The organism is Kitasatospora sp. NPDC051984 (assembly GCF_044593455.1).
GTDB lineage: Bacteria > Actinomycetota > Actinomycetes > Streptomycetales > Streptomycetaceae > Kitasatospora.
This window is the reverse complement of sequence record NZ_JBIUCB010000001.1, coordinates 875,981-889,427: the sequence shown is the minus strand read 5'-3', so window position 1 is coordinate 889,427 and position 13,447 is coordinate 875,981. Positions and strand designations below refer to the sequence as shown.

Below are 13,447 nucleotides of genomic sequence, written 5' to 3'. Positions count from 1 at the left end.
CACCGGCCGGCGCGGCACTCGCGGATAGGTAGCAACTTCAGCTTCTGGCACGCCAGTTGGCGCGGGCATCGCCTCCGGCTCCGGGGCAAGCACCGGCCGGCGCGGCACTCGCGGACGGGCGACAACTCCGACTCCTGGCAGGTCAGTTCACGCCGAAGGCGGACTACCCGTCCACCACCTCCGGTTCGGGGGAAAGCACCGGCCGGCGCGGCACTCGCGGATAGGTAGCAACTTCAGCTTCTGGCACGCCAGTTGGCGCGGGCATCGCCTCCGGCTCCGGGGCAAGCACCGGTCGGCGCGGCGCTCGCGGACGGGCGACAACTCCGACTCCTGGCAAGTCAGTTCGCGCTGAAGGCGGACTACCAGGCCACCGCCTCCCGCTCCGGGACGAGCCCCGGCCGGCGCGGCACTCGCGGACGGGCGACAACTCCGACTCCTAGCAGTTCAGTTGGCGCTGAAGGCGGACTACCAGGCCACCGCCTCCGACTCCGGGGCAAGCACCGGCCGGCGCGGCACTCGCAGACGGGCGACAACTCCGCCTCCTGGCAGGTCAGTCGGCGCGGAAGGCGGACTACCCGGCCACCGCCTCCTGCTCCGGGACGAGCCCCGGCGTCGAGGTCAGCAGGTCGCGCAGCGAGGTGTCCAGGTCGCGCTGCGGCCGCCAGTCGAGCAGCCGGGCGGCCTTGCCGATGTCGACCTGCTGCCAGTCCACCGCGCCGCGCTGCGGGGCGGTGTCCGGCTCCTCGGCCACGGTCAGCGGCAGGCCGCTCAGCTCGATCAGCCGGTCCACCAGCCGGCGCACCGCGACGGCCTCGCCCCGGCCGATGTTGATCACCTGGCCGGCCAGCCCGCCAGGGGCGTCCGCGACGGCGGCCGCCACCACCGCGTCGGCGACGTCCCGGACGTCCACGAAGTCCCGCCGGGCCCGCAGCGGGGTGAGCCGCAGCGGCTCGCCCGGGCCGCCGCGGGCGACCTCGGCGAGCCGGCCGGCGATCATGCCGAGCAGGCTGCCCGCCGGGGTGCCGGGCCCGGACACGTTGACGATCCGCAGCACCACCCCGTCCAGCCCGCGGTCCCGGGCGGCGGCCAGCACCGCCTCGGTGCCGAGCAGCTTGGTCCGCCCGTACGAGCTGACCGGCGCGGGCGGCAGGCTCTCCGGGATGGCCACGCCCCACGGGCCCGGCCCGTACTCGTGCACCGAACCGAGGTGCACCACCCGCGGCCGCCCGGGCAGCAGGCCGACCGCCGTGACCAGCCGTTCCGGCAACTCGGCGTTGGCCTGCGCCATCTGCTGGTCCGTCACACCCCACACCGCGCCCGCCGCGTTCACCACCACGTCGGCGCCGGTGCTGCGCAGCACCTCGGCGAGCCGCTCGGGCGAGGTGGCGGCGAGGTCGAGCGGGATCGGCTCGAAGTCCGCGGCGCCGGCGGCGCTGCGCGCGACCCCGTACACCCGGGCGCCGGCCGCGGCGAGCGCCTGGCAGACACGACGGCCGACGAATCCGGTCGCGCCGAGGACCGCTACCCGCCGGCCCTGGGCGGCCGGTGGTCGATCCGCGCTCCGCACGTCGAACTGGGACACCGTCGGCACCTCCGTCTGCATCGGCCCGCGGCCGGATCGCCGCGTGCCTCTCCGTGGTCGCGCCGCATGGTGCAGCAGTCGGCTCGAATCCTGGTGGACGGCCGGGCCGCTGCTCGCCGCCGCCGCTACCGGTGCTCTAGCGGCGCTCCCTACAGTCCGCACCCATGGGGATACAAGCCACCGCGGTGCCCGACGCCTATCGGATCACCCCGCGTCAACACCCCGACTCCCGGGGCAACTTCTTCGAGTCGTACAAGCGCGACGCGCTCGCCGAGGCGACCGGCCACCTGTTCACGCCACTGCAGGTGAACTACTCGACCTCGTCCCGCAACACGCTGCGCGGGATCCACGGGGTCACCATCCCGCCCGGGCAGGCCAAGTACGTCAGTTGCGTGCGCGGCGTCCTGCTGGACGTGGTGGTCGACGTCCGGCTCGGCTCGCCCACCTTCGGCACGCACGTCACCACCGTGCTCGACGCCAAGGAGGGCACCGCGGTGTTCGTCGCCGAGGGCCTGGCGCACGGCTTCGTGGCGCTCACCGACGACGCCTGCATCAGCTACCTGTGCTCCACCCAGTTCGTCCCCGGGACGCAGTTCGACATCCAGCCCTTCGACCCCGAGCTGAACATCCCGTGGAAGAACTGGCTCGACGGTGAACCGCTGCTGTCCGAGAAGGACCGGTGCGCGCCGTCGCTGGCCGAGCTGACCGAACGCGGGGTCCTGTCCACCTATGACGAGTGCCGCGCGCTCTACGCGCGGCAGCGCCCACCGAGGAGATGACATGCGAGTGCTGTTCGCCACCTGGGCGGAGCCCGGGCACCTGTACAGCCTGGTCCAGCTGGCCTGGGCCTGCCAGGCGGCGGGCCACGAGGTACGGTTCGCCACCCCGCCGGCCAGCGCCCCCGCGGTCGCCCGGGCCGGGCTGATCGGGGTGGCGGTCGGGCAGGACGTCGCGGTCGCCCAGATCCGCAACCGCGTGGACCTCGCACCGTGGCGCAGCTTCGGCCGCTGGCCCGAGAGCTGGGCCGCCCGCCCCGAGCTGCTGGACGACGGGCACCGCACCGTGCTGGCCGCGCTGGCGGACAAGCAGCTCACCGTCGCCGACGCGATGGCCGACGACCTGATCGCGTTCGCCCGCGCCTGGCGGCCCGACGTCGTGGTGCACGACTCGCTGACCTTCGCCGGCCCGCTGACCGCCGCCGTCCTCGGTGTCCCCGCGCTCGGCCACACCTGGGGCACCGCCACCGTGATCCGGATCGAGACGGACCGGCTGGACGGTGAACTCCGGCCCGGCTACCGCGACTTGTTCGAGCGGCACGGCGCCGACCCCGAGCGCGGGCCGATCGGCTGGTTCGACCCGTGCCCGCCGTCGCTGCGGCTGCCCGACCCGGCGCCACGCCGGCGCATCCCCGTCCGCTACGTGCCGTACAACGGCCCCGGCCTGCTGCCCGACTGGCTGCACACCGACTCCGGCCGCCCCCGGGTCTGCGTCACCGCCGGGGTGTCCGGCGGCAAGGTCTCCCCCGACCGGCTGCCCGACGTCCTCACCGGCGCACTGGCCGCACTCACCGCACTCGACGTCGAGGTGGTGCTGGCCGTCGGCGCCGGCCAGGCCGGGAAGCTCGGCGGCCTGCCGGACGGCGTCCGGGTCGCCGAATCGCTGCCGATGACCGCGCTGCTGCCGACCTGCGCGGCCGTCGTCCACCACGGCGGGTCCGGCACCGGCCTGACCGCCGCCGCGCACGGCATACCGCAACTCGTGCTGCCGCAGGTGCCGATCTCCGCCGAGATCGGCGAACGGCTGGCACACGCCGGCGCCGGGCTGCTCCCCGCCCCCGGCGAGCAGCACGACCCGGCGGTGATCGGCGCCTCGGTCGCCGCGCTGCTGGACGACCCGCGGTACGGCAAGGCCGCCGCCGCGCTGCGCGAGGAGATGCTCGCCGAGCCGACGCCCGCCGAGCGGGTCGCGGTGCTGGTGGACGCGGTGGCCTGAGTCCCCTGAAGTCGCTGAAGGGGCGGCCCCGACCGCAATGGTCGGGGCCGCCCCTTCGTCGGCTCAGCTTCGTCGGCTCAGCTTCGTCGGCTCAGCTTTGTCGGTTCAGCGCACCAGTTCGAGCAGCCGCTCCGCGGTCCGCGCCGGGCTGGGCTGCGCCTGCGACTCCTCGCGCAGCCGGGCGGCGGCGTCCCGGTGGGCCGGGTCCTCGACCAGCGCGAGCACGTCCTCGTGCACCCGCTGCCCGGCCCGCTCGTCCTCGATCAGCTCGTTGTACGGGACGTGCCGGGCCGCGCCGGCGCCGGTCAGCCGGTCGCCGGTGAGCATCTGCTCCGGGCGCGGCGAGAGGATCAGCTGCGGGGTGCCGGCCGCGACCGCGGTCATCGCGGTGCCGCCACCGCCCTGGTGCGCCACCGCCGCGCAGGTCGGCAGCAGCAGGTGCAGCGGCAGCATCGACACCGTCCGGATGCCGCTCGGCAGCTCCCCCAGCAGCTCGCGCTGCGCCTCGGTGACGGCGAGCACCACCTCCAGGCCGGCCGCCGCCAGCGAGTGGGCGGCGCCGAGCAGCGGCGCGGGCAACGCGGACTTCGGGTCCAGCTTGCCCGCCGTGACTCCCCAGGTGATGCACACCCGCGGCGCCTCCGGCTCCTTCCGCAGCCAGTCGGGCAGCTCGCCCGGGCCGTTGTACGACACGATCCGGGTGTTCAACCGGGTTGCCGGGGTGGGAAGTTGGAGGGACGGCGGGCACGGGTCGACGAATACGCCGGTGCCGTCGTCGACCTGCGCGCCGAACTTCTCGAACAGCGCCCGGTAGCCCGGCCACGCCTCTCCCCCGGGCGCGGAGTGCTCGACGTCGAGCACCGCCGGGCTGCCCCACTGGTGGCTGGCCAGCGGCACCCCAAGCAGGTCGGCGACCACCGCGGCCGCGTACGTGCCCGCGTCCCGAACGATCAGGTCCGGCCCGAAGTGCCGGGCGAACTCCAGCAGTTCGGGCACCATCGCCTCGGCGGTCACCGCCTGCCGGTCCACCAGCGCCTGGAGCAGGCCGAGCTGACCCTCGTCCAACCGGTCGAGGTGCAACGGCCAGTCGGCCGGCCAGGACCGCTGCGAATGCCAGACCTTCAACTGCCCCTTCGCCTGCCCCTGCCCGCTCCCGGCCATCGCCCCGGGCACCGGACCGATCGCCACCGGCGTCAGCCCCGCCCCCGACACATGAGCGGTGCAGTTGGGCGGCACAGCGACCCGCACCTCGTGACCCGCCGCCTGGAACGCCCAGGCCAGCGGGACCATCGGAAACAGGTGGGACGGGGAGGCCCAGGTGGTGAAGAGGACGCGCACTGTTCTCCTCCATGCGCTCGGTTCGACTCCGCCGCGACGACGGACGCGGGCCCAGCGTCCGGCGCCCCGCTCGACCCACGATCGAACCCGGACGGAAGGCCAACGCCTACCCAACGAGGGCGGCGAGGGTGGTGACGACGTCCGCCGGGGTGGGCATGGCCGCGATCTCGGTGCGCAGGTGGGCGGTGGCGGTGCGGAAGCTGGGGTCGTCGAGGAGGCGGGCGGCGGCGTGGGCCACGGCGTGCGGGTCGCGCTGCTGCTCGTCGGTGGGGAGGCTCAGGCCGATGCCGAGGGCGGTGACGCGTTCGGCGTGCTCGGCGGTCCACGGGGTCTGCGGCAGGACGAGTTGCGGCAGGCCGCGGGCGATCGCGGCCAGGCCGGTGCCGCTGCCGCCGTGGTGGACCACGGCGTCGCAGCCGTCCAGGAACAGGTCGAGCGGCGTGGGATCGACCAGCCGTACCGAGGCGGGGAGTTCGCCGAGGCCGGCCCGGTGCTCGGCGGGAACGGTCGCGACGGTCTGCACGCCGGGCAGCGAGCCGAGGCCGCGCAGTGCGGCGGCGATCACGGCGGGCCCTTCCAGGGCGAGGGTGCGCAGGCCGAGCGAGACGCAGATCCGGCGCGTCCCGGCGGGCTTCGGCGCCCAGTCGGGTCGCAGGCCGACGCCGTTGCTCGGAACGAAGCGGACAGGGCGGGCGGGTGCCGCGTCCGGGTGCTGGAGGCTGGGCGGGCAGGGGTCGAGCACCAGGTCGGGGGTGGGCAGGCCGGGCAGGCCGTGGGCCTGGCAGATGCCGGCCAGGGCTTCCTGGATCCGGTCGAAGTCGCGGCTGGTGAACGAGTCGACGCCCCACCGGTGGTGGACCACCGGGATGCCGCGCACCGCGCCGACGATCAGCGAGGCGTACTCGAGCGGGTCGGCGAGCACCACGTCGGGCCGCCAGCGCTCGGCGATCCGCAGCAGGTCCGGCAGCACGTCCTCGACCCGGGCCCGCCAGCGGTCGGCGAGCGACTTCCACGGCGGTTCGCGGCGCGCGCCGCCGTCCCCGCCGGGGTCGGCCTGGCCGAGCGCCCGGCGTTGGCGGCGTTCCTCGATCTCGCGCTGCTCGTGGCCGACCACGGCGATCGACAGGCCGCCGCCGCGGGCGGCCTCGACCAGGTCCGGCTGTCCGGCGACCAGTACGTCGTGGCCGGCGGCGCGAGCGGCCCAGGCGATCGGCAGGAGCGGGAGCAGGTGGGTGGGCACGGGGCTGGCCATCACCAGGACGCGCACGGCGGTGTCCTCTCGTCGGCGTTCGGGGGCGGTCGGGCGGCTTCGCCCGCGCGGGCGGCGAGGCGCCGGACGGCTGCTGGCGTGCAGCGTGCGGGCCGCCGCTCGGGTCCGGCTCGAAGCTCGGCGGGCGGCAGGCTCCGGCGCAGGTGGCGGCTTGCGCAACGCGGACGCGCGGTGGGCCGGGCAGGCCGGGGCGCCGGACCGGGCGGTGCGGAGGGCAATGCCGTCGCACCACGGCGGCGGGCAACGGCCGGCGCAGGTGGCGGCTTGCACGACCCGGACACGCGGTGGGCCGGGCAGACCGGGGCGCCGGACCGGGCGGTGCGAAGGGCAATGCCGTCGCACCACGGCGGCGGCGACGGCTCCGGCGCAGGTGGCGGCTTGCACGACCCGGACACGCAGTGGGCCGGGCAGACCGGGATGCCGACCCGAGCCGCGCGGAAGGCAATGCCGCCACACCACAGCGGCGGGCAACGGCCGGCGCAGGTGGCGGCTTGCACGACCCGGACACGCAGTGGGCCGGGCAGACCGGGATGCCGACCCGGGCCGCGCGGAAGGCGATGCCGTCGCACCGCAGCGGCGCCCGACGGCTCCGGCGCGGGCGCGTTCGGGCCGGACCGGCTGATGGGGGTGGCTGGGCCGCTCGGGGCGAACGGCGGGCACCCGTCCCGGCCTGCGTCCTGCGGGGCCGGCCGGTTCCCGCACCCGGTGGCCCGGCCGGCCCGGTGGCCACCGGGCGCCTCCGGGCAGACCTTCGCGGCAGGCCCGGCCGTGGGCCTGACCGTCTGCCCGCGCACGGCAGCCGCGCGCTCCGTCAGGCGGCGGCCAGGAAGGTGTCCAGCACCGGCCGGTAGTACTCGGGCCCGAACTGCCGGGCTACGTCGGGCACCAGGGCGGCCAGCCGGTCGGTGGCGATGGCGTGCTGGGCGGCCCCGGAGTCGGCGTATCCGCGGTCGACGTGCAGGCCGAGCCGCTGTTCCAGGTGGTCGACGATCCGTTCGACGGGGACGGCGAATCCGGAGGCGACGTTGACGACTTCGCCGCGCAGGCCGCGGCCGAGCAGCCGGTCGATGACGGTGATCACGTCGGCGACGCTGATCAGGTCGCGGGCGGCGCCGCGGTGGATCTGCACGGCGCCGGAGCGGACCTGCCGGAGCAGGGCGGGCAGCAGCTGGTGCGGGGGCTGGCCGGGGCCGACCAGGTGGCCGAGGCGGAGGATCAGGTACTCGGCTCGGGAGTCCTGCAACTGCCGTTCCAGCGCCAGCTTGTGGCGTCCGTAGGGGGTGCAGGGTTCGACGGGTTCGTCCTCCCGGCCGGGGCCGTGGGCGTTGCCGTACATGCCGGTGGAGGCGGTGGAGAAGAACAGCAGTCGGCGTCCGTCGGCGGCGCACCGGCGGGCGGTGTCGGCCAGTAGGTCGGCCTCGCGGGTGAAGTCGGTGTCGGAGGTGCCGGAGGCCCAGGAGACGCCGGCGGCGAGTACGACGGTGTCGGGGTGGGCGTCGGCGATCGGGGTGAGGCTGCGGGCGAGAAACCCGGTTCCCACGATGTGCATTGTCTGTGTGTCCCTTCAGCGGGCGGCGACGGCGGCCAGCTCCTGGAGGGTGCGGACCAGTTCGGCCGGGGCGGGCCGCCGGTCGTTCTCCTCGCGCAGCCATCTCGCGGCGGCCCGGTGGGCGGGGTCGCCGAGCAGGGTGGTGGCGGCCGTCCGGATGTCGTCGGCCCGGGCGGTGGCGTTGGGCAGGCCGAGGCCGATGCCCGCGGCGGTGATCCGTTCGGCGTTGCGGTGCTGGTCGAGGCCGTTGGGCAGGGCGAGTTGCGGGGTGCCGGCGGCGAGCGCGGTCATCACGCATCCGGCGCCGCCGTGGTGCACCACCAGGTCGCAGTGCGGCAGCAGAAGGTGCAGCGGCACCCGCTCCAACAGGCGGACGTTCGACGGGAGTTCGCCGAGGCGTTCGGTCCGTTCGCGGTCGGCTCCGGTCAGGGTGAGCACCACTTCGACGTCCAGCGCGGCGAGTGCCTCGATCACCTTGGGGACGGCGAAGGACACCTCGCCGAACATGTCGGACACCGAGGTCCCCCACACCACGCAGACCCGGGGCCGCTCGGGCAGCCCGGCCAGCCAGCCGGGCTCGGCGCCGGGACCGTTGTACGGCAGGAACCGGACGGGCAGCCGGCGGGCGGCGCCGCGCAGCGGCGGGGCGACGGCGGGCGGGCAGGGGTCGATGGCGTACGTGTAGTGCTGCGGCCCGTGGTCGCCGACGCCGTGGCGGCGGAAGGCGCCGCTGTAGTCGGGCGGCAGCATGATCAGCCCCTCGCCCTCGTCGGCGGGCCCGACCGGGCCCCAGAGCTGGAGCACGGCGGGGACGTCGAGCACCCGGCCGACCAGCGGCCCTTCGATGCTGAGCTGGTCGTGCACCACCAGCTGCGGCTGCCAGTGCCGGGCGTAGCCGACGGCGGCGTCGGTGGAGCGGGTGGCGTCGGCGACCAGGGTGGGGTGGTACTGGGCGAACCAGCCGCCGAGGTCGAAGTCGGCGAGCCGGGCCAGCGGCTGCCCGGTGACGGGGTGCGGCGGGGGTTCGGCGAACCGCCACTGGCCGTCCCGGGCGGAGACGTAGTTCTGCAGCCGGCCCTGGACGGCCATGTCCCAGCCGCCGAGCAGCGGAACGGCGGTCAGTCCGGCCCGGGTCAGCGGCTCGGTCTGCGAGGGCGCGCACAGCACCCGCACCTCGTGGCCGGCGCCTTGCAGCGCCCAGCCGAGCGGCACCATCGCGGACCAGTGGCCGGGCCAGTCGGAGACGGTGAACAGCACCCGCATCAGCGGCCACCGCCGACCGTGGCGGGCTGCCGGGCGGCGGCCAACTCCTCCAGGACGCTGACCAGTTCGGCCGGGGCGGGCCGCCGGTCGTTCTCCTCGCGCAGCCTTCTCGCGGCGGCCCGGTGGGCGGGGTCGCCGAGCAGTGCGGCGGCGGCCGCGCGGACCGCTCCGGCCTCCAGGCCGGCGTTGGGCAGGCCGAGGCCCGCCCCGGCGGCGGCGATCCGGTCGGCGTTCAGCCGCTGTTCGACGCCGTTGGTGAGGGCGAGCTGCGGGGTGCCGGCGGCGAGTGCGGTCATCACGCACCCGGCGCCGCCGTGGTGCACCACCAGGTCGCAGTGCGGCAGCAGCAGGTGCAGCGGCACCCGCTCCAACAGGCGGACGTTCGACGGGAGTTCGCCGAGGCGTTCGCGGTCGGCGCCGGTGAGCGTGAGTACCACCTCGACGTCCAGCGCGGCCAGTTCCTCGATCACCTGCGGCACGGTGAAGGACACCTCGCCGAACATCTCGGACACCGAGGTCCCCCACACCACGCAGACCCGGGGCCGCTCGGGCAGCCCGGCCAGCCAGTCCGGCTCGGCGCCGGGACCGTTGTACGGGACGAACCGGACGGGCAGCCGTTCGGCGCCCTGGACGGCGGGGGCGAGGCTCGCCGGGTTGGCATCGATCACGTGGGTGACCTGCTCGAACCCGGGTTCGCCGACGCCGTACCGTTCGAAGGACTTGCTCATGTCGACGGGCACCAGGGTCAGCCCGGGCTCCTGTTCGTCGGTCCCGGCCGGCCCCCACAGGTGGATGGCGGACGGGACGTCCAGCACCCGGCCGAGCAGCAGTCCCTCGATGCTGACCAGGTCGTGGACGTGGACGTCGGGCTGCCAGCGGCGGGCGTACGCGACGGCGGCGTCGGTGGACTGCCGGGCGCGCTCGGCCAGGGCGGGCAGGTTCGCGCCGAACCAGCCGCCGAGGTCGAAGTCGGCGAGATCGGCCAGCGGCTGCCCGGTGACGGGGTGCGGCGGCGGCTCGGGGTAGGACCACAGGCCCTTCCCCGCGTTCAAGTAGTTCTGCAGCCGGCCCTGGAAGGCCATGTCCCAGCCGTCCAGCACCGGGACGGCGGTCAGTCCGGCCCGGGTCAGCGCGTCCGCCTGGGAGGGCGCGCACAGCACCCGCACCTCGTGGCCGGCGCCCTGAAGCGCCCAGCCGAGCGGCACCATCGCCGACCAGTGGCCGAACCAGTCCGACACCGTGAACAACACCCGCACGACTCGCTCCTCACACCGCGGACGCCGCGCCGGCCGGCACGCGTCCCGTCCCGGCGCGACCCGCTGCTGCGGGCCGCGCGAATTCCTGTGCCGCTGCCACCAGTTCGCGGCCGATCCGGTCGCCCAGGCCGTCCGGGAGCAGGTCGGTGCGGGTCCGGACGGTCACCTCGGCGCCGCCGTCGGGCAGCGGGCCGACCTCGATCACCAGGGCCTGCGCGGACTGCTCCTCGTCCAGGTCGAGCGGGGTGGCGGGCAGGCCGGGCAGGGTGAGCCGGGGCAGCGCGTTGTCCTGGAGGACGAACAGCGGCACGGCCAGCAGCCGGCCGATGTCCTGGCCGGCCAGTGCGAGCGCCATCACCACGTCGCGGAACGGGAGTTCCTGGTGGGCGAGGGCCCGGCCGACGACCTGCGCGAGGTCCCCGCCGCCGGGGCGGGCCCGCAGGCAGAGCAGGTCGACGCGGGTGGTGACGGTGGCGTCCATCCGCGGGCCGCCGCGCCGGGCGACGGGCACGCCGACGGTCACGTCCTCCTGCCCGGTCAGCGAGCGCAGCACGCCGACCAGCGCGCCGTACCAGTGCGTGAACGGGGTGCTGCCGGACTCCCGGGCGGCCTCCTCCAGCCGGGCGCGCTGCTCGGCGGTCAGCCGGATCCGGTCGGTGCGCACCGGGCCGAGCGGCGCGACGCGTACCGACTGCGCTCCGGGCAGCTCCAGCGCCGCGAGGCCCGTCAATTCCTCGCGCCAGAACGCCCGTTGGGCGTCCAGGTCAACCCGGGCGAGGTGCCGGCGGTGCTCCTCGGCCGCCTCGGCGAGGGTGCCGGCGGGGTGGGCGAAGACCGGCTGCTCGCCGCGCGCCCGGGCGGCGTACGCGGTGGAGAGGTCCTCGGCGAGCAACGCCTGGGACCAGCCGTCGAAGGCGATGTGGTGCACGGCGACGCCGATCAGCCAGCTGCCGGTCTCCCGGATCCGGACGGCGGCGGTGCGCCAGATCCGGCCGGCACCGACCGACAGCGGGCTCGCCAGGTGGGCCCGCAGCGCCCGGGCGGCGGCGGTGGCTCCGTCCGCGTCGGGGAGCTGTGCGAACTCGGCCTCGCCGGGCTGCTCGGGCAGCACCGCGACGGAGCGGCCGCGGGCCTGGTAGCGGGCGTGCAGGGCCTGGTGGCGGCGGTGCAGGTCGCCGGCGGCGGCCCGCAGCGCGGCCGGGTCGAGGTCGCCGTCGAGCCGCCAGGCGGACACCGAGATGTCGTCGAGCACCAGGAACACGTCCTGCATGGAGGTGAGTTCGACGGCACCGGCGGGCAGCGCGGGGCCGGTGGCGGCGGGCGCGGCGGGATCGGCCCGGTCGAGCCAGGCGGCGAGGGTGCGCACGGTCGGGGTGCGGTACAGCTGGGCGGCCACCACGGCGTGGCCGTGCGCGCCGAGGCGGGCGCACAGCCGGGCGGCGTCCAGCGAGCTGCCGCCGAGGTCGAAGAACGAGGCGGCGAGCGGGACGTGCGGCCGGCGCAGGACGGCGGCGAAGGCCTCGGCGACGGCGCGTTCGGTGGGGTCGGCGGTCTCCTCCTCGGCCTCCTCGGGGGCGTCCGGGGCGGCGGCGAGGGCGTCCAGGGCCTTGCGGTCGAGCTTGGAGTTGGCGGTGAGCGGCATCCGCTCCAGCCGGATCAGCCGGGCGGGCACCAGGTAGCCGGGCAGGGCCGCGGACAGCGCGGCCCGCAGGCCGTCGGGGTCGAGCGGCGGGGTGCCCAGGGCGGTGAAGAACAGGTTCAGCGCGGTGCACGCGCCGCCGGGGTCGAGCACCGGGACGACCACGGCGTCGGCGACGCCGGGGACGGCGGCGGCGTGCGCCTCGATCTCCTCGACCTCGATCCGCAGGCCGCGCATCTTGACCTGCCGGTCCATCCGGCCGCCGTAGCGCAGCAGCCCGTCGGCGCGCCGCCGGCCGCGGTCGCCGGTGCGGTAGACCCGGACGGTGCGGCCCTCGACGGTGACCTCGGTGAACTTGCGGGCCGTCAGTTCCGGGTCGAGGTAGCCGTGCGCGAGACCGTCGCCGGCCAGGCAGAGCTCGCCCTCCTCGTCGGTCGCGCACAGCCGGTCGCCGTCCAGCACGAACACCTCGGTGTGCGGCAGCGGGTGGCCGAGCGGGATGCCGTCCGGGGAGTCGCAGTCGGCGGCGGTGATCTCGTACTCGGTGGCGAACACGGTGCACTCGACCGGGCCGTAGCCGTTGCCGAGCGGGATGCCGGGGTGGCGCTCCAGGAAGCGGCGGGCGTGCGGGGGCGAGACCTTCTCGCCGCCGATCAGCACCTTGCGCAGGCCCGCGAAGGCGTCCACGCCCTCGTCGACGATCATGTTGAACAGCGAGGTGGTGATGAAGCCGTGGGTGATGCCCTCGGCGGCGATCAGCGCGCGCAGGGTGTCGGGCATCAGCAGCGAGTCGGTGAACACCACCTTGCCGCCGCACAGCAGCGCGCCCCAGCAGTCGCACGTGAAGCCGTCCCACGGGGCGGCGGCGATCTGCAGGATGGCGCTGCCGGGGCCGAAGTCGGAGAACGCGCAGTCGTCGAAGAGCCGGACGGTGCCGCGGTGCGGCGAGAGCACGGCCTTGGGGGCGCCGGTGGTGCCGGAGGTGAAGAAGACGGTGCTGACGTCCTCGCCGCGCACCTCGACGGGGGTGGGGCGGCGCTGCGGTCCGGCGGGCGGGGCGGCCGGGTCGGCGGGCGGAGCGGCCACCGGGACCGGCCAGTCGCCGGGCAGGTCGGTGACCAGCAGCGGCGCGTCCAGCTGGGCGACCAGGCCGGCGGTGCGGTCGGCGGGCCAGCGCGGGTCGAGCGCGGCGTACGCGGCGCCGCGCTTGAGCACGGCCAGCATGGCGACCACCAGTTCGGGGCCGCGCGGCAGCAGCAGCGGGACGATCCGGCCGGGGCCGACGCCGGCGTCCTCCAGGGCGGCGGCGAAGTGGTCGGAGGCGTCGTCGAGCTGCCGGTAACCGATCCGCCGTTCGCCGTCCACCAGGGCGGTCGCGCCGGGGGTGCGCTCGGCGCTCCACCGGAAGAGGTCGTGCATGGTCCCGCCCCGTCGGTAGGGGCTTGGAGCCGGATCCGGCTGCACCGGGTTCGCCATCTCGTGCTCTCCTGTTTCGTCCGCGGGTCGACACCGGCCGCACGGCCCATGCCGGTTCGGCCATCAGCCTGCTGCCGCCCGG

General features: G+C 75.8%; 9 protein-coding genes. 2 read left to right on the top strand and 7 right to left on the bottom strand.

What is annotated here, in order from left to right; genetic code table 11:
• Positions 1 to 571: 571 nt before the first annotated feature.
• Positions 572 to 1,582: an NAD-dependent epimerase/dehydratase family protein gene (locus ACIHEI_RS03985; protein WP_387636958.1), complete on the bottom strand. Its 1,011-nt coding sequence runs from the start codon at positions 1,580 to 1,582 to the stop codon at positions 572 to 574.
• Positions 1,583 to 1,746: 164 nt separating this feature from the next.
• Between ACIHEI_RS03985 and ACIHEI_RS03980 the strand changes: the two genes are divergently transcribed.
• Positions 1,747 to 2,361 carry a dTDP-4-dehydrorhamnose 3,5-epimerase family protein gene (locus ACIHEI_RS03980; RefSeq protein WP_387636960.1) on the top strand — a complete coding sequence of 205 codons (615 nt, stop codon included), beginning with the start codon at positions 1,747 to 1,749 and terminating at the stop codon, positions 2,359 to 2,361.
• 1 nt (position 2,362) lies between these two features.
• Positions 2,363 to 3,574 carry a nucleotide disphospho-sugar-binding domain-containing protein gene (locus ACIHEI_RS03975; protein WP_396605472.1) on the top strand — a complete coding sequence of 404 codons (1,212 nt, stop codon included), beginning with the start codon at positions 2,363 to 2,365 and terminating at the stop codon, positions 3,572 to 3,574.
• 105 nt (positions 3,575 to 3,679) lie between these two features.
• Here ACIHEI_RS03975 and ACIHEI_RS03970 read toward each other — a convergent pair whose 3' ends face one another.
• The 6 genes from ACIHEI_RS03970 to ACIHEI_RS03945 all read right to left on the bottom strand — a co-directional run bounded on the left by ACIHEI_RS03970 (position 3,680) and on the right by ACIHEI_RS03945 (position 13,308).
• On the bottom strand, positions 3,680 to 4,912 hold the full coding sequence (locus tag ACIHEI_RS03970; protein WP_396605471.1) for a nucleotide disphospho-sugar-binding domain-containing protein: 1,233 nt from the start codon (positions 4,910 to 4,912) through the stop codon (positions 3,680 to 3,682).
• Between the two features lie 106 nt (positions 4,913 to 5,018).
• Positions 5,019 to 6,179: a nucleotide disphospho-sugar-binding domain-containing protein gene (locus ACIHEI_RS03965; protein ID WP_396605470.1), complete on the bottom strand. Its 1,161-nt coding sequence runs from the start codon at positions 6,177 to 6,179 to the stop codon at positions 5,019 to 5,021.
• An 814-nt stretch (positions 6,180 to 6,993) separates the two neighbouring features.
• A complete protein-coding gene (locus ACIHEI_RS03960) occupies positions 6,994 to 7,731 on the bottom strand; it encodes an NAD-dependent epimerase/dehydratase family protein (RefSeq protein ID WP_387636970.1) in 738 nt (245 codons plus the stop codon).
• 15 nt (positions 7,732 to 7,746) lie between these two features.
• On the bottom strand, positions 7,747 to 8,994 hold the full coding sequence (locus ACIHEI_RS03955; RefSeq protein ID WP_396605469.1) for a nucleotide disphospho-sugar-binding domain-containing protein: 1,248 nt from the start codon (positions 8,992 to 8,994) through the stop codon (positions 7,747 to 7,749).
• Entirely contained in the window at positions 8,994 to 10,250 is a 1,257-nt protein-coding gene (locus ACIHEI_RS03950; protein WP_396605468.1) for a nucleotide disphospho-sugar-binding domain-containing protein, read from the bottom strand. The genes ACIHEI_RS03955 and ACIHEI_RS03950 overlap by 1 nt, the downstream gene beginning before the upstream one ends.
• A 10-nt stretch (positions 10,251 to 10,260) precedes the next feature.
• Positions 10,261 to 13,308, bottom strand: coding sequence for an amino acid adenylation domain-containing protein (locus ACIHEI_RS03945; RefSeq protein ID WP_396605467.1), 3,048 nt, complete (start codon positions 13,306 to 13,308; stop codon positions 10,261 to 10,263).
• Between the last annotated feature and the right edge of the window lie 139 nt (positions 13,309 to 13,447).

What these genes read in the sequence shown, in the direction of transcription:
- ACIHEI_RS03955 (WP_396605469.1), bottom strand. Translation starts at nt 8,994, where the DNA reads ATGCGGGTGCTGTTCACCGTCTCCGACTGGCCCGGCCACTGGTCCGCG.
- ACIHEI_RS03975 (WP_396605472.1), top strand. Translation starts at nt 2,363, where the DNA reads ATGCGAGTGCTGTTCGCCACCTGGGCGGAGCCCGGGCACCTGTACAGC.
- ACIHEI_RS03960 (WP_387636970.1), bottom strand. Translation starts at nt 7,731, where the DNA reads ATGCACATCGTGGGAACCGGGTTTCTCGCCCGCAGCCTCACCCCGATC.
- ACIHEI_RS03945 (WP_396605467.1), bottom strand. Translation starts at nt 13,308, where the DNA reads ATGCACGACCTCTTCCGGTGGAGCGCCGAGCGCACCCCCGGCGCGACC.
- ACIHEI_RS03980 (WP_387636960.1), top strand. Translation starts at nt 1,747, where the DNA reads ATGGGGATACAAGCCACCGCGGTGCCCGACGCCTATCGGATCACCCCG.